The 20252-nt window shown below is 40.5% G+C and carries 20 protein-coding genes and 1 rRNA gene; 9 read left to right on the plus strand and 12 right to left on the minus strand.

Annotation, left to right across the window (positions count from 1 at the left end):
* Both CSV61_RS12320 and CSV61_RS12325 read right to left on the minus strand, forming a co-directional pair.
* A 16S ribosomal RNA gene (locus CSV61_RS12320) occupies positions 1-129 on the minus strand; the annotation flags it as partial.
* Between the two features lie 466 nt (positions 130-595).
* Positions 596-1459 carry a nucleotidyltransferase-like protein gene (locus CSV61_RS12325; protein ID WP_369824382.1) on the minus strand — a complete coding sequence of 288 codons (864 nt, stop codon included), beginning with the start codon at positions 1457-1459 and terminating at the stop codon, positions 596-598.
* 158 nt (positions 1460-1617) lie between these two features.
* On the opposite strand from CSV61_RS12325, the gene CSV61_RS12330 reads away from it, so the two are divergent.
* Positions 1618-1974, plus strand: a complete 357-nt coding sequence (locus CSV61_RS12330) for a YgzB family protein (protein ID WP_083033569.1) — start codon at positions 1618-1620, stop codon at positions 1972-1974.
* Positions 1975-2015: 41 nt separating this feature from the next.
* Here CSV61_RS12330 and perR read toward each other — a convergent pair whose 3' ends face one another.
* The 3 genes from perR to bcp all read right to left on the minus strand — a co-directional run bounded on the left by perR (position 2016) and on the right by bcp (position 3994).
* A complete protein-coding gene (gene perR / locus CSV61_RS12335; protein ID WP_083033571.1) occupies positions 2016-2462 on the minus strand; it encodes a peroxide-responsive transcriptional repressor PerR in 447 nt (148 codons plus the stop codon).
* Between the two features lie 102 nt (positions 2463-2564).
* The gene (locus CSV61_RS12340; RefSeq protein WP_099639453.1) at positions 2565-3509 is read right to left on the minus strand and encodes a D-2-hydroxyacid dehydrogenase; all 945 of its coding nucleotides are present in this window, start codon (positions 3507-3509) and stop codon (positions 2565-2567) included.
* A gap of 11 nt (positions 3510-3520) precedes the next feature.
* On the minus strand, positions 3521-3994 hold the full coding sequence (gene bcp, locus CSV61_RS12345; protein ID WP_099639454.1) for a thioredoxin-dependent thiol peroxidase: 474 nt from the start codon (positions 3992-3994) through the stop codon (positions 3521-3523).
* 174 nt (positions 3995-4168) lie between these two features.
* Here bcp and CSV61_RS12350 point away from each other — a divergent pair, with 174 nt between their 5' ends.
* The gene (locus CSV61_RS12350; RefSeq protein ID WP_099639455.1) at positions 4169-5455 is read left to right on the plus strand and encodes a glutamate-1-semialdehyde 2,1-aminomutase; all 1287 of its coding nucleotides are present in this window, start codon (positions 4169-4171) and stop codon (positions 5453-5455) included.
* Between the two features lie 74 nt (positions 5456-5529).
* Entirely contained in the window at positions 5530-6609 is a 1080-nt protein-coding gene (locus tag CSV61_RS12355; protein WP_099639456.1) for an FUSC family protein, read from the plus strand.
* A 125-nt stretch (positions 6610-6734) separates the two neighbouring features.
* On the opposite strand, the gene CSV61_RS12360 is transcribed toward CSV61_RS12355, so the two are convergent.
* From CSV61_RS12360 to mutY, 4 genes are all read right to left on the minus strand, one after another.
* Complete coding sequence (locus CSV61_RS12360) at positions 6735-8486, minus strand: ABC transporter ATP-binding protein (protein ID WP_099639457.1); 1752 nt, start codon at positions 8484-8486, stop codon at positions 6735-6737.
* 48 nt (positions 8487-8534) lie between these two features.
* Positions 8535-9083 (minus strand): nucleoside tri-diphosphate phosphatase, encoded by a 549-nt coding sequence (ntdP, locus tag CSV61_RS12365; RefSeq protein WP_083033583.1) that lies wholly within the window; start codon positions 9081-9083, stop codon positions 8535-8537.
* Positions 9084-9278: 195 nt separating this feature from the next.
* Positions 9279-9602 (minus strand): gamma-type small acid-soluble spore protein, encoded by a 324-nt coding sequence (locus tag CSV61_RS12370; protein WP_099639458.1) that lies wholly within the window; start codon positions 9600-9602, stop codon positions 9279-9281.
* A gap of 72 nt (positions 9603-9674) precedes the next feature.
* Positions 9675-10721, minus strand: a complete 1047-nt coding sequence (mutY, locus tag CSV61_RS12375; RefSeq protein ID WP_099639459.1) for an A/G-specific adenine glycosylase — start codon at positions 10719-10721, stop codon at positions 9675-9677.
* Between the two features lie 97 nt (positions 10722-10818).
* Between mutY and CSV61_RS12380 the strand changes: the two genes are divergently transcribed.
* On the plus strand, positions 10819-11802 hold the full coding sequence (locus CSV61_RS12380) for a metal-dependent hydrolase (RefSeq protein ID WP_099639460.1): 984 nt from the start codon (positions 10819-10821) through the stop codon (positions 11800-11802).
* Positions 11803-11840: 38 nt separating this feature from the next.
* On the opposite strand, the gene CSV61_RS12385 is transcribed toward CSV61_RS12380, so the two are convergent.
* Both CSV61_RS12385 and recX read right to left on the minus strand, forming a co-directional pair.
* The gene (locus CSV61_RS12385; protein WP_099639461.1) at positions 11841-12173 is read right to left on the minus strand and encodes a YfhH family protein; all 333 of its coding nucleotides are present in this window, start codon (positions 12171-12173) and stop codon (positions 11841-11843) included.
* Positions 12163-12975 (minus strand): recombination regulator RecX, encoded by an 813-nt coding sequence (gene recX, locus CSV61_RS12390; RefSeq protein WP_099639462.1) that lies wholly within the window; start codon positions 12973-12975, stop codon positions 12163-12165. The genes CSV61_RS12385 and recX overlap by 11 nt, the downstream gene beginning before the upstream one ends.
* 93 nt (positions 12976-13068) lie before the next feature.
* Here recX and CSV61_RS12395 point away from each other — a divergent pair, with 93 nt between their 5' ends.
* The 5 genes from CSV61_RS12395 (at position 13069) to CSV61_RS12415 (ending at position 19231) form a co-directional block, all read left to right on the plus strand.
* Entirely contained in the window at positions 13069-13968 is a 900-nt protein-coding gene (locus tag CSV61_RS12395; protein ID WP_099639463.1) for a TIGR01777 family oxidoreductase, read from the plus strand.
* 105 nt (positions 13969-14073) lie between these two features.
* A complete protein-coding gene (locus CSV61_RS12400; RefSeq protein ID WP_099639464.1) occupies positions 14074-14874 on the plus strand; it encodes a polysaccharide deacetylase family protein in 801 nt (266 codons plus the stop codon).
* Between the two features lie 352 nt (positions 14875-15226).
* Positions 15227-15397 (plus strand): SE1561 family protein, encoded by a 171-nt coding sequence (locus CSV61_RS16970; RefSeq protein WP_099639465.1) that lies wholly within the window; start codon positions 15227-15229, stop codon positions 15395-15397.
* A 24-nt stretch (positions 15398-15421) separates the two neighbouring features.
* On the plus strand, positions 15422-16954 hold the full coding sequence (locus CSV61_RS12410; RefSeq protein ID WP_099639466.1) for a fumarate hydratase: 1533 nt from the start codon (positions 15422-15424) through the stop codon (positions 16952-16954).
* Between the two features lie 372 nt (positions 16955-17326).
* Complete coding sequence (locus CSV61_RS12415) at positions 17327-19231, plus strand: heavy metal translocating P-type ATPase (protein WP_083033602.1); 1905 nt, start codon at positions 17327-17329, stop codon at positions 19229-19231.
* 42 nt (positions 19232-19273) lie between these two features.
* Here CSV61_RS12415 and CSV61_RS12420 read toward each other — a convergent pair whose 3' ends face one another.
* The gene (locus CSV61_RS12420; RefSeq protein ID WP_083033604.1) at positions 19274-20224 is read right to left on the minus strand and encodes a YihY/virulence factor BrkB family protein; all 951 of its coding nucleotides are present in this window, start codon (positions 20222-20224) and stop codon (positions 19274-19276) included.
* Positions 20225-20252 lie beyond the last annotated feature (28 nt).

Consider the following 20252-nt stretch of genomic DNA (forward strand, 5'->3'; position numbering starts at 1 on the left):
GGTTGCCCACGTGTTACTCACCCGTCCGCCGCTAACTGTTGGAAGCAAGCTTCCAACAGTTCGCTCGACTTGCATGTATTAGGCATGCCGCCAGCGTTCGTCCTGAGCCAGGATCAAACTCTCCATAATACTGGCAGACGATATGCCGCGGATTGCGTTGTCAGTCTCACTCGCTCAGTCGGTCACGTACCTGAGTACGCTCCCTCTTTCGCTCGATCACTTCCTAGCACTCCACAACATCTCGTCAACCAGATACATGAAAATTCGATTAGCTCGAGTTTCATTTGCTGGCATCAATTAAGATACTCATTTTGTTTGCGCCATCGTTAGATGCACAAACTGTATTTCGTTAACGTTTTGCTGTTCAGTTTTCAAGGTTCATGTTTTGTGCTTCTTGTAAAAGCTACTTCTCTAATATACCTCATCTTGCATTCATTCGTCAAGTCTTTTTTAAAATTCTTTTTCGAATGTGTTGTGCGTGTCGTTTGAACGTCTCTCCCAAGCGACATTTACTATAATAACATGACGTTAAAGAATATGTCAACAACTATTTCGATAAAAGTTATAGAGCGATCGTAGAATCGCTCTACGACGGCTACCGAGCTCTTATAATACGATACTCTCTATGGAATAGCAACTCATTTTTAGAAGGTACTTGTGTAATTTCAATCAGATGCTTATCTACTAAATATTCGATAAAGAACTCTAAATCCGAGGAATACAACGCTAGCTCTTCCTGTTCGTGCAGCTGCTGGACAGTCCATGAATCCTTTTCACTCATGATTTCCAACAAATGTTCCGCCGCTTCATGTGTATAGTTATGGATGAAGAACTCACTTGCTAAGAACACTAAATCTAAACGTTTCTCTATTTCCTCTTCACTGCCTATCAGTTCTTCATATAACTTAAAAACAGCTGGATCTATTTTCTTCACCTGTGTCCAGACAGTATTTTCCGGCAATACGTTGCGTTTAACGGCAACGAATCTAGCCAGGTGATGCAATGTATTGATTGCGTATAGATAGGAATCCATATGTTGTTTTCTTTCGAAATGAATTTTCCCTTCATTATAAGCACGAATCATTTTAGCCATTTCCATCCCCATTTTAATGCCTCTGCCAAACAACGGTTCTTCGGATAATCGTTCTTTCAATCGTTCCGCATATTCATCACGGTCAAAAAATACTTTCCCTAGAATGAGCCAATCAATGATTTTCTTGTTCGTTCCTACGAGCAACCAATGCGTTAATTGTCGTTCGCTAATGATATGCATAGCCGCTTTACGTTGACCATCAGTATAGTGTTTTGTCTGAATAGGTATTTCATTGTTTGAGGTAATAATAAATAAGATCTCATCAAAGGTATCTGTGATCGGGTCGTCCTCTCTTTGATTGCCAATTAAAAGCACGCTTAATGTCTCAGGTAAACTCGCTCTTTCTTGGTACACTGGCCGTAGCATTTGTTCCACTTTCTCGCCTCCCAGCTTTTTATAGATCATCTCGAATACTCTATTTCGACGAATTTCACATAAAATCCTTTATTTTAAAGGGGGTTTGTACTGCATTTACATCATAATATGATATATTAAGTGAGGATAGCGTTAGGAGGAAACTTAAGATGAAGCCTTACAAAAATAAAATAAATCGTATCCGATCATTTGCCTTGGCACTTATTTTCATTGGAGTTGTCATTATGTACATCGGAATCTTTTTCCGTTCCAATGAAGTTGTCATGCTGATCTTTATGTTCTTAGGAATGCTTGCGATTATTGGCAGTACAGTGGTGTATGCGTGGATCGGCACCTTGTCAACACGAGCTATACGAGTACAATGTCCGAATTGTGGTAAGCACACTAAAGTGCTCGGACGTGTGGATATGTGTGGACATTGCCGCGAGCCATTAACGCTCGACCCAGATCTTGAAGGCAAAGAATTCGATATCGCATATAATAAAAAAGTGAAGCACGAAGAATAATACGAAATAAAAGAGTGTAACCCATAATGGGCTACACTCTTTTATTTTGCTTGAGTTTGTTTCGTTGCTGCGCAGTCAGGACAAGTTCCATACACTTCTAGACGATGTGAATTCACTTGAAAACCCGTTACATGCGCTGCAAGACGTTCTACTTCTTCCAGACCGGGATGGTGGAAATCTACAATCTTTCCGCAATCATCACAAATAATATGATAATGGTCATGTGTCACGAAATCAAAACGACTGGACGCATCGCCGTATGTCAACTCTTTTACTAATCCAGAGTTTTGGAATACACGCAAGTTATTATAAACTGTCGCCACACTCATATTGGGAAAATCTTCTTCTAATGCTTTATAGATCTCATCAGCAGTTGGATGTGAATGGGATGTGATTAAATACTCGAGAATCGCATGTCGTTGCGGAGTAATTCTCACACCACTTTCTTTCAATGTCACTAACGCATCTTTTAAGAACACTCCAGGCATCGTAATGCACCTCACTTCATAAGGATTACTTCTTTATAATCATTATAATTAGTTTACTCAACTATGGGGTGTATTGTCAACTATTCTGCTAATAGCGATATATTAATAGCCTTTTGCTAAATCCACTTGGTTGATGAGATCTTGATCCCCTTCCACCCATTTCTCAAGATTAATCTCCATAATTTCCAAGGAACGTTTAATGTATTGATCGGAAAGACTGGACATATGAGGGGATACCGTACAGTTCGATATTTCCCAAAACGGACTATCTTCAGGTAAAGGCTCTGTTTCAAAGACATCGAGTACTGCATGACGGATCTCATTGTGTTTTAACGCGTCCAGAACATACTGCTCTTTCACTACGTCTCCCCTTCCCACATTCATAAAGACAGCCGTCTCCTTCATTGCATGGAAATGCTCTGGTTGAAAAATCCATCGCGTTTGAGGTGTGCTCGGCAATATGGAGATCACATAATCCACTTGAGGGAGCTTTTCGAGAATTTCATCTAAAGAAATCGTTTCATTCATATGCGGACTTGCATGCCCTGAGCGATTACATCCAATTGTATAGACATGAAACGCCTGTAGCAGTCTCCCGATTTCTCCTCCTATTGCACCTGTTCCTACTATTAAAGCAGTAGAGTGATTCACTTCACCCGGTAAAGAGTCTAGCTCCCATTTCTTCTCAGCCTCTCTTCTATAAATGCCCGGCAATCCTCTTTCAAGGGATAATAAATGAGCTAACACCGACTCGGCTAATGGCATTTTATGAACTCCATGCGAATTAGTGACTAGAATCTTTCTCGCCTGCAGTGTTTCGATCGGCAATGTATCGACTCCTACAGCCGCAACCATGACCCATTTCAATTCAGTAGCTTTTTCAACATGTCCTGATTTCAAATCCTCGCCTTCTGTCACGATTACTTCTATATCTTCTAATGCCACTTCATCTATATTTGTTGTGTATATACATTCGACATTTGGATATTTCTCTTTCAACTGCTCTTTAAATGAGGTTTTGATTTTAAATGTGAATAATATCTTCATCTGTCCATCTCCTATTTCGTCAGTTGCTCAAGTGTCGCGAGTGCATCCTCTACATGACCTTTCACGCGAACTTTTCTCCATTCTTTAACTACGGTACCCGTTGGATCAATCAAGAATGTAGATCGTTCTATTCCCATGTACTCTTTGCCGAAGTTCTTCTTTAGCTTCCACACACCATACTGTTCAGCTACTGCATGATCCTCATCTACAAGTAAAGAAAACGGCAAGCCGTGCTTCGCGATAAACTTTTGGTGAGAAGCTGCATGATCAGGACTGACACCTAGCACTACCGCATTCAACCCTTCAAAATCTGCTTGCGCATCTCGAAAATCACAAGCTTCTGTTGTACAGCCAGGTGTTGAGTCCTTCGGATAAAAATACAACACTACATAATTTTTCCCTTTAAACTGCTCTAATGAAATCATTTCACCATTTTCATTTGCTAGCGAGAATGCAGGTGCTTGTCTTCCTTCTAATTTTTCCATTGATACTCCTCCTCTAACTTATAAAAACAAATAGTACATTTCAATCTCTCCATACTTATCGTATCGGAAGTATTTGAATTTTACAATTTACCTATACTTCACACTGAAGGTGGAGACTTCACTCCAATTAATGCTAAAATGGATGACGTATAATTGATTTGGAGGAATTAACTAATGAACCGAAAAAATTCAGAAGCAATCTACGCAGAAGCATGTGAACATATTGTGGGTGGAGTCAACAGCCCAGCCCGAACCTACGGAGCGGTTGGCGGTGGCGCACCTACTGTCATGGAGCGTGCGGAAGGCGCCTATTTTTACGATGTAGATGGTAATCGCTATATTGATTACTTGGGAGCATACGGTCCGATCATTACAGGACACGCGCACCCTCACATTACAAAAGCCATTACGAAAGCAGCGGAAACAGGCGTACTCTACGGCACACCGACACGCCACGAAGTACAATTTGCCAAAATGTTAAAAGAAGCCATTCCAGGAATGGACAAAGTCCGCTTCGTTAATTCGGGTACAGAAGCCGTCATGTCAACTATTCGTGTAGCAAGAGCATTTACTGGTCGTACGAAGATTATGAAATTCGCAGGTTGCTATCACGGTCACTCAGATCTTGTATTAGTAGCTGCTGGCTCAGGTCCTGCCACATTAGGTACGCCAGATTCTGCAGGTGTACCCTCTTCTATCGTCAAAGAGGTCATCACGATTCCGTTTAATGACCCTGATAGCTATAAAGCAGCGATGGAGCAATGGGGCGATGAACTTGCTTGCATTCTAATCGAACCGATTGTCGGAAACTTTGGTATTGTCGAGCCGAATGAAGGGTTCTTGGAACTTGTTCATGAGTTAGCGAAAGAACATGGTGTTTTGACTGTCTACGATGAGGTTATTACAGCATTCCGCTTTCATTACGGTGCGGCACAGACGTTACTCGGACTTCAACCGGATTTAACAGCATTCGGAAAAATTATCGGCGGGGGCTTACCAATTGGTGCTTATGGCGGTAGAAAAGAAATTATGGAACAAGTGGCTCCACTCGGCCCTGCTTTTCAAGCTGGAACAATGGCTGGAAATCCAGCATCCATGCTATCGGGAATTGCTTGTCTGGAAGTGCTTCAAGAACCAGGTATTTATGAAGAAATGGATCGCCTAGGCGGTTTACTTGAAGATGGTATTCTGAAGCTTGCTAAAAAACACAGTATTCCATTGACGATCAATCGTCTTGGTGGTGCACTGACACTGTTTTTCACAGATGAACAAGTGGAAAACTATAAGCAAGCTGAAGCAACAGATGGAGAAATCTTTGGTCGTTTCTTTAAAGAAATGCTGAAAAACGGCATCGTCTTAGCACCATCTAAGTATGAAGCATGGTTCTTAACTTCTGCTCATACAGAATCCGATATACACGAAACTCTTGAAGCGGTAGATCGCGCATTTAAAGCACTTTAAAATAGAACAATTGACCGTTTTATGCGTATATTGTAAAGTAAGCATAAAAGAGCTTTTAGGAAAGGAATTACCCAATGAAACTTGGTGCCCGCGTCTTTAAGACGGGTATTGCGATTGTATTTGCCCTGTTTCTCGCAAATTTACTAGATTTACCTACAGCAGTGTTCGCAGGTATTGCAGCTATTTTCGCAATCCAACCCTCTATTTACAGATCATACTTAACCATAGTAGAACAACTGCAAGGTAATTTAATCGGTGCCACTATAGCAGTCTTATTCACACTTATTTTTGGGCCTCAATTAATAATCGTCGGTTTGGCAGCCGTCATCGTTATGACGATCATGTTGAAACTAGGCCTTGAAAAGTCTATGTCACTCGCACTCGTCACGATGATTGCGGTGATGGAAGTGAAAGATGACGCCTTCTTAACATTCGCCTTTCTTCGTGTAGGCACAATTATGGTAGGTGTACTAGCAGCATTCATTGTAAATCTAGTCTTTATGCCACCAAAATATGAAACGAAACTGTTTCAAGCGATTCATCAAGCACAGGACGAAATTATTCGTTGGACGCGTCTAGCTGGTCGTCAAGTTTCCGAACACACAGCTATGAAGAAATCGTTAAGTAAGTTAAAGGAACGTCTAATACAAATTGATCAGCTGTACTTATTATTTAAAGAAGAGCGCAGCTATTTCAAGAAAACTTCTGCCGCAAAAGCGAGACGGCTTGTTGTCTATCGACAGATGGTCGCTACAACTAGAAGTAGTTATGACGTTCTGAAAAGGCTGCATAAGTTTGAAAATGAACTCATCAATCTTCCAGAGCATTTCCGTATGATGATTCAGGAGCGTTTAGAGTCATTACTCGTTTATCATGAACAACTTCATCTGAAATTTGTTGGCAAGCTAAAAGCTGATTTCGACGAGGATGAAGCACATAGTGAGTTTATTCAGCGACAAGAAGTGATGAATATCTTCGTGAAAGAAATTGCTATTACTAATGAAGAAGAAGAGTTTTCTTCTTATCACTTACTTCATGTCCTTTCTTCCATCCTAAATTACGAAGAACAGCTGGAGCATCTGGATACGTTGATCACTTCTTATCAAACACGATATGAAGATGAAGAGAATATTTTAGAAGATGAATTTTATTAATAAAACGGCACAAGACAATTATAGTCTTGTGCCGTTTTTGCTTGTATACTTAGTGGTAGTTTATTTGCCAAATAGTTCGGACTTCCATTACAAAACGTAACTTATATGAATCCTCGTATCAACCCTTATAATGATCCTCCAAGTTCCTGACGATTAAATAAACCAGCGTATGTGCCGTTTAATTTCATCAGTTCTTGGTGGGTACCTGATTCTTTTAAGTCTCCGTGGTCTATCACATAAATACAATCCGCATGCGTAATGGTAGATAATCGATGGGCGACGATTAGTGTAGTGCGATTGTGCGCCAAGCGTTCCAATGAATCTTGGATGAGCGCTTCACTTTCTAAATCCAAAGCGGATGTTGCTTCATCCAAGATGAGCAATGCTGGATTCTTCAGAAAGACGCGGGCAATAGAAATACGTTGCTTCTGTCCACCTGACAACTTCACACCACGCTCTCCTACCCTTGTATCATATCCATCAGTTAATGTTTCAATAAAATCATGTGCATTTGCGGCTTTTGCTGCAGCAATCACTTCTTCATCTGTGGCATCGGGCTTCCCCATCAATATATTACTTTTGACAGAATCGCTGAACAGAATCGAATCCTGAAGTACCATACCGATTTGATTACGGAGTGATTTAACCTGTACGTCACGGATATCATGGCCGTCGACGCGAATAGTACCCGACGTAACATCGTAAAATCGTGGGATCAGACTGATAATAGTTGATTTCCCGCCACCGCTCATACCAACCAGTGCAGCGGTTTCGCCAGGACGTATTTTCAAGCTAATGTTTGACAGTACTTCCTCTTCTTCATACGCAAAGCTGACATGATCAAATTCAATTTCCCCATCAATCGCTGGTAGTGCCTTTGCGTCCTCTTTATCCACCACATCATACTTTTCATTCATTAAGTCTAGTACTCTGTCCATTGAAGCAAAAGATTGCGTCAACGAAGTGGATGAGTTAACTAGACGACGTAATGGTGAGTATAGCCTTTCTATAAATGCGATGAAAGCGACCATCGTTCCGACAGTTAATGAACCGTTGATTACTTGGTAGCCGGCATACCCTATAACGAGTAACGGAGCTACATCGGTAATTGTATTGACGACAGCAAATGCTTTAGCATTCCAGCGTGTATGTTCAATTGCCCGGTCCAGGAATTTATTGTTTACTTCGTCAAAACGTTCTTGCTCTTTGTCTTCGATTGCAAAGCTCTTAATAATACTGACTCCCGCCACGCGCTCATGCAAATAACTTTGTACATCTGCAAGTGCCTGGGATCGTTTACGTGTGAGTTGACGTAATTTACCAAAGAAATGTTTAACGCTGAATGCATAAAACGGAAATGCGAGCAATGTAACAAGTGTCAGCTCCACATCCAAAGTCAACATGATGGCAATGGCAATAATAATAGTAGCCAAGTCGAGCCAAACATTCATCAAACCGATCATGACAAAGTTTTTTGTTTGCTCTACGTCGTTGATCACTCGCGAGATTACTTCACCTGCACGTGTATTGGAATAGAAGCGCAGGCCAAGCTTTTGCAAATGACTATAAAGCGATTGGCGGATATCAAACAAAATTTTATTACTTACTAATTGTGCATAGTATTGACGATAATATTCTACAGGTGGACGGATCAAGAAGAACACAATGATCGTGCCACCGAGCCAATAAAATAATTGCAGTGTTTTATCGGGGTCACTCAACGTCGGTGAACCGATAATATCATCGATTACAATTTTCATTAACAAAGGTAAGAACAGCGGAATCGCAAACTTCACGACACCAATAAGAACAGTGAGAACAATCTGCCAGTTATACGGCTTTACGAATTGAAGATAACGTTTAATACTTTCGCCCATTCGGTTCCTCCTACTAAAAAAACCTGACTTGCACGAATGCAAGCAGGTCTAGCTTTGTTCTTCCTGGATTTGCTTATAAAATTCATAACGTGAAGTCCACACGTCAATGAAATCGGGAGCAAATGGACCTTTTCTTTGTTTGATCCAGCCAAGAAGCTTCTTTAAGTTATCCTGCAAGATTAAATCGATGACTTCTGGATAATTCATCTGACGCTTATGATCTACATATTCATCTTCATCAAGTATCAAATAGCTCATATCAGGAAACACTTTTACATCCAAGTCATAATCAATATACTTCAAGTACTTGTCATCGTAAACGAATGGTGAACTCATATTGACATAATAATAGACCCCATCTTCACGTAGCATGCAAATGATGTTAAACCAGTTTTCCGCATGAAAGTAGCAGATGGATGGCTCACGTGTCAGCCAAGTGCGCCCATCGGATTCTGTCACAAGTGTGCGTTCATTGCCGCCAATAATAATGTTGCGTGTACCTTTTAATACGAGTGTCTCTTGCCAGACACGGTGAATTTTGCCGTTATGCTTGTAGCTGTGTATCTGTACAGTTTCTCCTTCTTTTGGGATTGCCATTTTTTATACCACCTTTGAGCCTTACCGCTCTTGCTATCTGTTCATTATACCAACAGCTTTCCTAAATTTAAAACGATTCAACCATCTATTTCATAATTGATTGTTTATAGTAGGTCTACGGTATGTTTTTTCACGCAGGAAAACCGGTAGAAATGGCTTATAATAGCCTTTTCTACCGGTCGATGATGATCACGCTTAGTTTGAACCTTTGTTTTGGTTCGCACGTGCTCCTGATGCTTTTTGTTTGTTTGCTTCTGCTTTGTTGATTTGTTTCTTCACTTCATTGACATCTGTTTCAGATCCGAACTCCTCATTCATAGAGGACTGCATTGCGGATGAAGAAGACTGCATGTTTCTCGCAGACTGCGCGTTTTGCTGACGAACTTGATTGACGTTCGTCTCGGAAGCGAACTCTTCATTCATCGATGATTGCGCAGATCGCGCATTTTGTTTCTTCACTTGGTTCGCATCTGTCATAGATGGATCATTCTGTGCATTTCGTTTTGATTGATTTGGCATGTTTTATTCACCTCCGTACTCACTATGTTGTCCCACAAGCCGGAGTTTTATTCACGGTAGGTTATAAATTTTTCACCATTCCAGTAAGTCGATTATTTTTAGCACAGGTTTTGACTTCGGCAGTGCTTCAACTTCTTGTTTAGTGAAGAACTGCAAATCACCTTCTGTATGTTCCTCATTCAATTGTGCACGATATACATGAATATCCCATGTGATATGGGAAAACACGTGAAGGACATTCGGTAACTCTTGAAGATTTTTTAATTTCAATCCATTTTCTTTTTCAAAAGCATCCACTGCAGAAGCTTCTTGAAATTCAATCATTGGAAATTCCCAAAGACTAGCAAGCAGCCCGGTGTTTGGACGTTTCTGCAACAGCCAGTTACCGTCTTCATTTTGAATCGCGAAGGCAGCTAGTGTAACATGCTTCATTTTCTGCTTTTTTATCTTAATTGGTAATTGCTGTTGTTTTCCTTCTTCAAAGGCGATACAAAAATCTCTAACTGGGCATAATAAACAATGCGGATTCGGCGTACATATGGTTGCGCCTAATTCCATAAGCGCTTGGTTAAAGGAAGAAGGATCCTCCTCTGAAATTAACTCCATTACAGCTTGTTCGAATAATTTTTTATTACGTGGCAATGCGATATCTTCTTCAATTAATAAAATCCTCGACAATACACGCATGACATTTCCGTCTACCGCATGTTCAGGCACTCCATAGGCAATACTCAAGATAGCGCCAGCCGTGTATGGCCCGACACCTTTTAATGTAGAAATATCTTTTCGGTTATTAGGAACCTTCCCGCCATAGGTTTCCACGACTTCTCTAACACCTGATTGTAGGTTGCGCACTCTAGAATAATATCCAAGTCCTTCCCACATTTTCAAAATATCTTCTTCAGGTGCATATGAAAGATCTTGCATCGTGGGAAATTTTTCAATAAAACGCTCATAATACGGAATGACAGTGTCAACTCGTGTCTGTTGTAACATAACTTCCGAAATCCAAATATAGTATGGATTATCGGTCCTTCTCCAAGGCAAGTCTCGTTTTTCAGCTTCATACCAAGTCAATAACGCATCTTGGAATGCCTTCTTTCGTTCAATAATTTGCATATGGACCTCGCTTCTTCATGTAAATACTTTTAGTTATGATTATAAAGGGTATATAATTATAAGTAGTATATAACTCTTTCGATAAAGGAGTGATAATTTGGATACAGGCACACATATTGCTATGGGTGTTGCGATCAGTGGATTGGCTCTTGCTGATTCAACCGTAGCAACTGAACCTGCCACAATGGGCGCTGTATTTGCAGGTATTATGGTTGGTTCACTCATTCCTGATATAGATACAGTATTGAAACTTCGAAACAATGCTGTCTATTTACGTAATCACCGCGGTATTACGCATTCGGTTCCAGCTGTTATGCTGTGGCCTTTGCTAATTTCTATACTATTGACCTTCATAGTTCCTGAAGCAAGCTTCTTTCACGTCTGGGCTTGGACATTTTTAGCTGTGTTCACCCATGTATTTGTTGATATTTTCAATTCATACGGGACACAAGCGCTTCGTCCATTCTCTCATAAATGGGTAGCCATAGGGGTCATCAATACATTTGATCCGATTATATTTGGACTCCATGTAATAGCAATCCTAGCATGGGTGTTCGGTGCAGATCCTGTCTTCACGATGTCCATATTATATGTCGTCATCTTCTTCTATTACCTATTGCGTTTTGCCGTTAAGAGCGCAGTGAAAAACGCAGTCAAGAAGACGATTCCAAACGCGACGCATATATTCACTGCACCTACAATGAACTTCTTTCAGTGGCGAGTTGCTGCCACGACAGATGTTTACCATTATGTAGGACGAGCATACGGACGTTCCATTACCATTTACGAACGATTCGAACGTGAAGTGATGCCAATGTCGCCTCAAGTTGAAGTAGCACTAGAAGATCCAAACATGCAGGCTTTCACTTCGTTTTCACCGCTTTATCGCTGGTCGATTTCGGAAGAAGGACATATCTATGAAATTCGTTTAATTGATTTGCGCTATCGAAGCAAGGGGTACTATCCATTCGTTGCAGTCGCACATGTCAATGAAGACTTAGAAGTAGTCAACTCTTATACAGGATGGATTTTCTCAGAAGAGAAACTACGTAAAAAGCTTAATTTTGCCCCTAATAACTAAAGAACGTTCGTGCATAGTGCACGAGCGCTCTTTTTTGTTTATTTACCGCTTTTTATATTTTTTAACATAGCAAGCGGCAATGCTTCTTCAGCCTTCTCGCCGCCTAAGCGATAACCCCATGCGAACAATCCTTTAAGGTAGTCAACTTGAAAGAAGACCCCATCGTCTCCTTCAATCCGGTACATCTCACCTGGTTTAATAGTAGCGGGATCTACAAGATATGACTGCACAAGAATCGCTTTTCTTTGGTGAACTGCATATTCACTAATCATCCCCATTTGTTCAGCTTTACGTGCTTTCTCCATTAGGTTAGCGATTTCACTACGCAATTCATTTTCATTCATTTCACTATAATGTTTTTCAGTATCCATTTTCTTCATTCCTTTTCTGTTCAATAAATTGATCGATTTGACTAAGCGGAATTCCTTTTTGATACATAGATTGCTTCACACGTTGTCTAAGATCGGATCCTGAGTATTTACTTTGGTATCGTCTCCATGCTTTTTCACCAAATGCAGACGTGATATCAGACCATTCCTCCTCATCACGTTCGATTGTCACATTGCCGAGAACTTCCGATATTTGTTGATAGGAAAATCCTTTTCTCGCCAATGTATTTTGAATTTTTTGCTTTACTTGCGCAGGAGGCTGTGAATTATTCGAACGAATTGTCTTTTCGGCCAACTTCATGGCATTAGCCATTTGATCTTCCATTGTATATTCCTCCAATGCTTGAGTTTGCAGTTCTTTGGGTATACCTTTCTTATATAGAGATTGTTGAATTGCTTTCGGACCTTTTAACGTACTATTTTTTTCTGTCCGAACAAGGGCTTCCGAAAATGCTTCATCATTCAAAAAGCCAAGTCGTTTTAATTTCACGATAGCTTCCAAAACAACGGCTTCTCCATACTCTTTCTCAAGCAGTTTCTTTTTTACTTCCATTTCACTTCGCATTCGAAATGACAAAAAATGCAAGGCACGATTAAATGCTTTTTCAATTTGATCCGAATAAACGATCTCGTCCTTAGACCAGTCGTCCAGCTCCATGCCTTTTGTGAGTTCAAATTTCACTAGGACTGATTCATGGACACTAAACGCATATTGTTCGTCAAGGAAAATATTGTAACGTTCGCTATCTCTTTTTTGTTGTGATATTTTGGTAATAAGCGGCACGTTTCCATCACCTACTTTATCTAAGTATACCGCTTCTTTCCGCGGTGGTCAGCAATAGTGTATTAATTTTCAAGAGAATGGAGGGAAACCATTATGAGAGTGGTTATTACTGGAGGAAGTGGATTCATTGGTACTATCTTAACTGACAAGTTGAAGGAAAAAGGTCACGAAGTAGTCATCTTTACACGTAAACCTTCATCTGAACATGACGGAGTTCACTATATTCAATGGTTGACAGATCACGCATCACCCGAGAATGAAGTGGGGCGAGTAGATGCATTCGTCAATTTAGCAGGAGTGTCCATTGATGACGGTCGTTGGTCTGAAGAACGAAAAAAGCAAATTTATGATAGCCGAATCACTGCTACACAAGAAGTGTTGCGTATCATGCGTACACTTCCTGAGAAACCTCGAGTCTTGGTGAATGCAAGTGCAATCGGCATTTACCCTACGTCGCTTACTGCTGAATATACAGAAGACTCTACTGCAGTCGGCGACGACTTTTTAGCCACAACCGTATATGACTGGGAAAAGCTTGCAGGACAAGCAAATGAAATAGGCGTACGAACTGTATGTACCCGTTTTGGTATTGTACTCGGCAAAGACGGCGGTGCACTGCCACTTATGAAGTTGCCTTATCAATTATTTGCCGGTGGTAAAATCGGTTCAGGCAACCAATGGTTTTCATGGGTGCATGTTGACGACCTAGCCAATGCCATTCTCTTCTCCATAGAGAATGAAGACGTGAAAGGTCCCGTTAATGTAGTCGCACCGAGTCCTATGCATATGAATGCTTTTGGAAAAACAATTGGCAAAGTATTACACCGTCCACATTGGTTCCGGGTTCCAAGTATTGCAATGAAAGCTGCATTGGGAGAAAAAAGTATCGTCGTTCTGCAAGGTCAGCATGTAGTACCGGAAAAGCTGCTGGCGAACGGATTTACTTTTGATTATCCTTCATTACGACCAGCGCTTGAAAATCTATTACTATAACTTCGAATGTTTGTCATCACGTTTTTTCGTTTTGACAAACATTTTTCTTTTTATTACATACAAAAAGCGGATCAGCACATCCTTAGTAAAAAGGAGTGATGCTTAATGACTCATCATGTGTCAGGAATTTTACTGGCATCTTGTTTGCTAATTGTGGGAGTTGTGTTGAACCCTTTCACTGTTCAAGCGGAAGCCTTTCATTGGGGATTCAAGAAGGCTACTGAAGGAGTTCCCCCTTCTGCTGGAGCGGAACTGGATAAATTGCTGGATGATCATGGTGCAATCTATAAAGGGAAAGAAGATAAAAAAGTCGTTTATCTAACATTCGATAACGGATATGAGGCCGGCTACACGGAAAGCATTTTAGATACATTGAAAAAAGAGAAAGCTCCCGCCACATTTTTCTTAACAGGGCATTATGTAAAAAGCGCCAGTGATATAGTAAAACGTATGGTGAAAGATGGTCATGGTATTGGAAATCATTCATACGATCATCCGAATATGGCGAATTTAACTGAGGAACAGATGGAAGATGAGTGGAAAAGGCTAGATGAAATTGTATATGCTACTACTGGTCAAAAAAGGACCATCTACACGAGGCCGCCAGAGGGGACATTTAATGCGAAGTTACTGCAAAAAGGAAATGACCTCGGATATAGGCATATTTTCTGGTCCGTCGCATTCATTGACTGGCATCGGGACCAACGAAAAGGAAAAGCGTATGCTTATAACGAATTGATGAATCAACTGCACCCGGGTGCCGTCATTCTTATGCATACTGTGTCACCTGATAATGCAGAGGCACTTCCTGATTTCATTCGCGATGCCAAGAAGAAAGGCTATGAATTTCATTCGCTCGATCAGTTAGTAGAGGAATATGAGAAAGGAAATGCGATTACACAATAAATTAGAGACCTTATCTGTATATTCACTTCTAACAGATAAGGTCTCTACTTATTTGATTCGTCTTCAGTTTGCATATTTACATTCGTAGTTATCCAACGTTTTTCCGATGTTGGATTGTTACGGATCCCCTCCTTCGTTGTTATGTGTCTAGGATTCGATTCGTCTCTATAACTACGACCTCCTTTTCTTTTGAATAAATTAACTATACCAACTATTCTTACAATTGTAAAGTATTTTAATGAAAAATCTACTATTTTCTTTTTCTTTCACCATTTACTATATGCACAACAAAATCAGATTGAAAAAGAGAGTGTTTTCATATACGATATCAATGATAGAAAGAGGTGTACGTATGGATAACTCACAAAATAATGAACAAGTCATCGAACTGAAAAACCGATTCCATCAATTCATCGAAACATTAGAAGCGATTGAGCCAGAACACACGGACCTCCAGGATATAGATCGCCTGATCATGTTACTCGATGAATTAGAAGATCAGATGGATAGTTCGAAAAAATAACATATACTAACGGGGGATTTTGAGATGTACATAGAGACAATTGAGAAGAGTATATATGAACTGGTTTGCGAAACGTCTACAAACCTACCAAAAGACGTTCGACGTGCAATCCTTTCAGCCAAGGAAAAAGAGAATAAAGGAACAAGCGCTGCAATGAGTTTGGATACGATTGCAAATAATATTAATATGGCTGATGATAAGTTATCTCCTATTTGTCAAGATACGGGCCTTCCTACATTCAAAATCAAAACACCAATCGGGGTAAACCAATTGGAAATCAAAGCTGCAATTGGACGTGCTTTGGAGTTAGCTACAGAAAAAGGAAAACTTCGTCCGAACGCTGTAGATTCTTTGACTGGCGATAATAGCGGCAATAACTTAGGTATCGGCCTACCCGTTGTAAAGTTTGAGCAATGGGAAGAAGAGTATATAGAAGTAAAACTAATCTTAAAGGGCGGCGGATGTGAAAACAAAAACATCCAATACAGCCTACCTACCGAATTGGAAGGTCTTGGTCGTGCAGGACGCGATTTAGACGGTATTCGTAAGTGTATCCTTCACTCAGTTTACCAAGCACAAGGACAAGGTTGTTCTGCCGGGTTTATCGGTGTTGGAATCGGCGGCGACCGTTCATCTGGATATGATCTGGCGAAAGAACAACTTTTCCGTGATGTAACAGACGTTAATCCAATTCCCGAACTTGCAAAATTAGAAGAGTATGTATTGGAGAAAGCCAACCTTCTTGGAATCGGAACAATGGGCTTCGGTGGTGAAGCAACTTTACTTGGATGTAAAATCGGTGTCATGCATCGTATTCCGGCAAGCTTCTACGTATCCGTCGCCTATAACTGTTGGGCATATCGCCGTATGGCAGTGAACATTAATGCAAAAACTGGTGAAATCATGGATTGGCATTATAATGAAGGCGAGAAAATTGCTTTTGAACAACCAGCTGAAGAAGCAAAATCTACTGCACGTATTGTACATCTACAAGCACCTATTTCAGAAGAAGACGTTCGTGACCTTCATGTTGGTGACGTAGTAAAAATTTCAGGACGTATATATACAGGTCGCGATGCAATTCATAAGCATTTAATGGATAACGAAGCCCCTGTTGATTTGAATGGTCAAGTCATCTATCACTGCGGACCGGTTGTTCTAAAGAACGATGAAGGCAAGTATGAGATCAAAGCAGCGGGTCCAACGACTTCTATGCGTGAAGAGCCGTACCAAGGCGATATCATGAAGAAGTTCGGTATCCGCGCAGTGATTGGTAAAGGCGGAATGGGACCCAAAACACTTGCAGCTCTTAAAGAGCACGGCGGCGTGTATTTGAATGGCATAGGTGGCGCAGCACAGTATTATGCTGACTGTATTAAAGAGGTAGAAGGCGTAGATTTGCTGGAGTTCGGTATTCCCGAAGCACTATGGCATTTACGCGTTGAGGACTTCACTGCAGTCGTAACAATGGACTCACACGGCAACAGTCTGCATGCTGATATTGACAAGTCATCACTCGAAAAACTCTCCCAGTTTAAAGAGAAAGTATTCAACTAATAAGCAAGCAGCGAATGAGAACCTTCATTCGCTGCTTTTTTGAATACATAGACCGGCTAGAGCGAGGTGTAAAAAAGCATGGCTTTTACATGCATAAGTGAAGTGTTGGAGCACATTTTCGCACGAAAAATCCTCCTCCTCTAACACTACTGTAAGTACTAACCTTTATACCTTTTTACCCAATTTGCTTTAATTAGCCATTTAAGTAACACTTCTCATTGAGAAATGATATACTGTAGATAATAACTATTACAACTTCATATTCATTCTATTTTGATGCCCGAAAAGTCGATTCTACAACTGTAGAGTCGACTTTGCTGCTTTAATAAGAGATTTGAAATTGAAACTCATTATCAATTAGGAGGAGATTACATGACAACACTTGCAAAAGAACAATCGGAACACACGGTTGACTGGTCTGCGCGTCTGGAATTGATTGCGGCTATATTATCAGGGGTTATCATACTTGCTGCATGGATTTTAGGTAAAAACGGCACAGAATCTTTTTCTGTTACGCTGTATATCATAGCGTTTCTGATCGGCGGTTACGCTAAGGCCAAGGAAGGTATTGAAGAAACGATAGCCAATAAAGAACTTAACGTTGAAATGCTCATGATTTTTGCAGCTATTGGTTCAGGTATTATCGGATACTGGGCTGAAGGTGCAATCCTGATTTTCATCTTCGCAATTAGCGGTGCACTAGAAACCTATACACTCAATAAAAGCCATAAAGAAATCTCTTCTTTAATGGAATTGCAGCCTGAGGAAGCATGGCTAATCCTTGAAGACGGCAGTGAGAAAAAGGTATCTACAGACTCATTATCGATTGGCTCTATATTGCTCGTTAAACCAGGCGAACGTATTCCGGTCGATGGTAAAGTAGTAAGCGGGATCACTTCGATTGATATGTCAGCCATTAACGGTGAATCTATTCCGGTGACAAAACAGGAAAATGATGAACTATTTGCAGGAACTGTTAATATTAGCGGCGCGATTCGCATGACCATGACGAAACCAAGTTCTGAGACGTTATTCCAGAAAATTATTACGATGGTGCAAAACGCACAAAGTGAAAAGTCTCCTTCTCAACAATTTATCGAGCGCTTTGAAGGATCTTACGTGAAAATTGTACTAGCAGCAGTTGTCATTATGATGTTCTTACCCCACTTTTTATTTAACTGGGACTGGACTACAACATTCTACCGTGCAATCGTCTTGTTAGTTGTTGCCTCCCCTTGTGCGTTAATGGCCTCGATTATGCCTGCTACGCTAGCCGCTGTTTCTAACGGTGCTAGAAAAGGGGTATTATTTAAAGGTGGTGTTCACCTAGAACACCTAAGTACATTACAAGCATTCGCTTTTGATAAAACAGGTACTTTGACTACTGGGAAACCCGTTGTGATGGATTTTATCGTTCGGGAAGGTACGGATATGAAGGAAACGCTTGCTTTATTTGCAGGTGCGGAATCCCTATCCAATCACCCGTTGGCAAAAGCAATTATCAATTACGCCCAGGATCATGGCGTTGAACCTGAGCGAAATCTTCATATTGAAGACGTCCCTGGATTTGGTATCAAAGCAGAAACCGGCCAAGGAGAGATTCTAATTGGAAATCCAAAATTTATCGGGGAAGAATTAGTGGAAGATTTCCAAGACAATGTTGCAGTATCGCTTGCGAATGAAGGTAAAACGGTCATTTTCATGAGAGATGAACAAGGAATAGTAGCGCTAGCTGCTTTACAGGATACTTTGCGACAAGAAGCTATTTCTGCAATTAAATCGCTACAATCTTTAGGGCTTCGTACTGTTATGTTAACTGGCGACAATGAAAAGACCGCTCATGCAATCGCAAATGAAGTAGGTGTCGATACGTACGTTGCAGAATGTTTACCAGAAGAGAAAGTCGTTCAGCTTAAGCATTTATTGAAAGAATACGGTACGGTCGGCATGGTAGGAGACGGGATTAATGACGCACCTGCTCTAGCTACTGCTACTTCTGGCATCGCGATGGGTGAAGGTACAGATGTGGCGCTAGAGACAGCTGATGTTGTACTCATGCAAAATGACTTGAATCGCTTATCTTACACCATTAAGCTTTCAAGAAAAATGCAGCGAATCGTTAAACAAAATGTATTCTTTTCAATTGCTGTCATCTCGATCCTCATTATCGCAAACTTCATGCAAGTAGTCGATTTGCCACTTGGCGTAATTGGACACGAAGGAAGTACGATTTTGGTTATATTAAATGGTTTACGGATGCTTAATAAAATAGAATAAATAAAAAAAGTGAAGAAAGGAAAACCTTCTTCACTTTTTTATTTATATAGTTTGTTGTGCATGGTCTTGACGATTTTTCACGACTGAATTGATCGTACCTCCCAGTATCAAAATGATAGCTGATAAGTATAACCACAAGATTAATACGATTATTCCAGCGATACTGCCATACGTATTGGCATAACTTCCAAAATTACTAATATAGAACGAGAAGCCTAGCGACGTAATAATCCATCCTATTGTCGCAAAGATCGCACCAGGAAGTATTTCTTTAAAATGCAACTTCACACTTGGTACAAGCCAATACAGTAAAGAGAATACCGTAAAGATCAAGAATGGTGGAATGAGGAATCGAACTAAATTCCATACAGTCAGGAACGTCTCTTCCAATCCTAAGAACGTAAAAATCACTTGACCAATTGGTTGACCAAATATCGGTAGTACTAACGCGACGATTACCGTCAACACTAACATAATAGTAAATGCGATCGACAATCCTTTAGAAACGAAAAAGTTCCTGTCATCTTCCACTTCATACGCGTCATTCAAGCCTTTTGATACTGCTCCCATACCTTTAGACGCAGACCAGATGGTAGCCAAGATTCCGACTGACAGTAATCCTCCACTTTTATTATCTAGTACTTCAGAAAGTGTCCCTTCAATTAGAGAAGCTGTACTCTCTGGTGCATACTCGCGGATAAACATGTAGATTTGGCTTTGATCTAACTGTAAGTAAGGTAGTAATGTAAAAAGGAAGATTAATAGAGGGAATAATGACAACAGGAAAAAGAACGCTAACTGCGAACCAGCTGCTGAAATATCCAATTCTTTCACCCGGATAATCAATTGTTTGAAAAAGCCGCTCGTAGTAGTTGGATCAAAATCCTCTTCTTCTCCGTCTTTTACATCCTTAATGAATTCTTTAACTTTTGCCGTTTGAGACTCTTCTTCATTTTCAGCATCTGAAGAAGGGGCACTTTTTTGTTTATCCAACTGATGTGTCCCCCTTTCATTTACTGAT

This window comes from Sporosarcina sp. P3 (assembly GCF_002743415.1).
Classification (GTDB): domain Bacteria; phylum Bacillota; class Bacilli; order Bacillales_A; family Planococcaceae; genus Sporosarcina; species Sporosarcina ureae_A.

Excerpts from the sequence above, each read along its gene's own strand:
- CSV61_RS12325 (WP_369824382.1), bottom strand. The coding sequence starts at position 1,459 with ATGCTACGGCCAGTGTACCAAGAAAGAGCGAGTTTACCTGAGACATTA.
- CSV61_RS12330 (WP_083033569.1), top strand. The coding sequence starts at position 1,618 with ATGAAGCCTTACAAAAATAAAATAAATCGTATCCGATCATTTGCCTTG.
- perR (WP_083033571.1), bottom strand. The coding sequence starts at position 2,462 with ATGCCTGGAGTGTTCTTAAAAGATGCGTTAGTGACATTGAAAGAAAGT.
- CSV61_RS12340 (WP_099639453.1), bottom strand. The coding sequence starts at position 3,509 with ATGAAGATATTATTCACATTTAAAATCAAAACCTCATTTAAAGAGCAG.
- bcp (WP_099639454.1), bottom strand. The coding sequence starts at position 3,994 with ATGGAAAAATTAGAAGGAAGACAAGCACCTGCATTCTCGCTAGCAAAT.
- CSV61_RS12350 (WP_099639455.1), top strand. The coding sequence starts at position 4,169 with ATGAACCGAAAAAATTCAGAAGCAATCTACGCAGAAGCATGTGAACAT.
- CSV61_RS12355 (WP_099639456.1), top strand. The coding sequence starts at position 5,530 with ATGAAACTTGGTGCCCGCGTCTTTAAGACGGGTATTGCGATTGTATTT.
- CSV61_RS12360 (WP_099639457.1), bottom strand. The coding sequence starts at position 8,486 with ATGGGCGAAAGTATTAAACGTTATCTTCAATTCGTAAAGCCGTATAAC.
- ntdP (WP_083033583.1), bottom strand. The coding sequence starts at position 9,083 with ATGGCAATCCCAAAAGAAGGAGAAACTGTACAGATACACAGCTACAAG.
- CSV61_RS12370 (WP_099639458.1), bottom strand. The coding sequence starts at position 9,602 with ATGCCAAATCAATCAAAACGAAATGCACAGAATGATCCATCTATGACA.
- mutY (WP_099639459.1), bottom strand. The coding sequence starts at position 10,721 with ATGCAAATTATTGAACGAAAGAAGGCATTCCAAGATGCGTTATTGACT.
- CSV61_RS12385 (WP_099639461.1), bottom strand. The coding sequence starts at position 12,173 with ATGGATACTGAAAAACATTATAGTGAAATGAATGAAAATGAATTGCGT.
- CSV61_RS12395 (WP_099639463.1), top strand. The coding sequence starts at position 13,069 with ATGAGAGTGGTTATTACTGGAGGAAGTGGATTCATTGGTACTATCTTA.
- CSV61_RS12400 (WP_099639464.1), top strand. The coding sequence starts at position 14,074 with ATGACTCATCATGTGTCAGGAATTTTACTGGCATCTTGTTTGCTAATT.
- CSV61_RS16970 (WP_099639465.1), top strand. The coding sequence starts at position 15,227 with ATGGATAACTCACAAAATAATGAACAAGTCATCGAACTGAAAAACCGA.
- CSV61_RS12410 (WP_099639466.1), top strand. The coding sequence starts at position 15,422 with ATGTACATAGAGACAATTGAGAAGAGTATATATGAACTGGTTTGCGAA.
- CSV61_RS12415 (WP_083033602.1), top strand. The coding sequence starts at position 17,327 with ATGACAACACTTGCAAAAGAACAATCGGAACACACGGTTGACTGGTCT.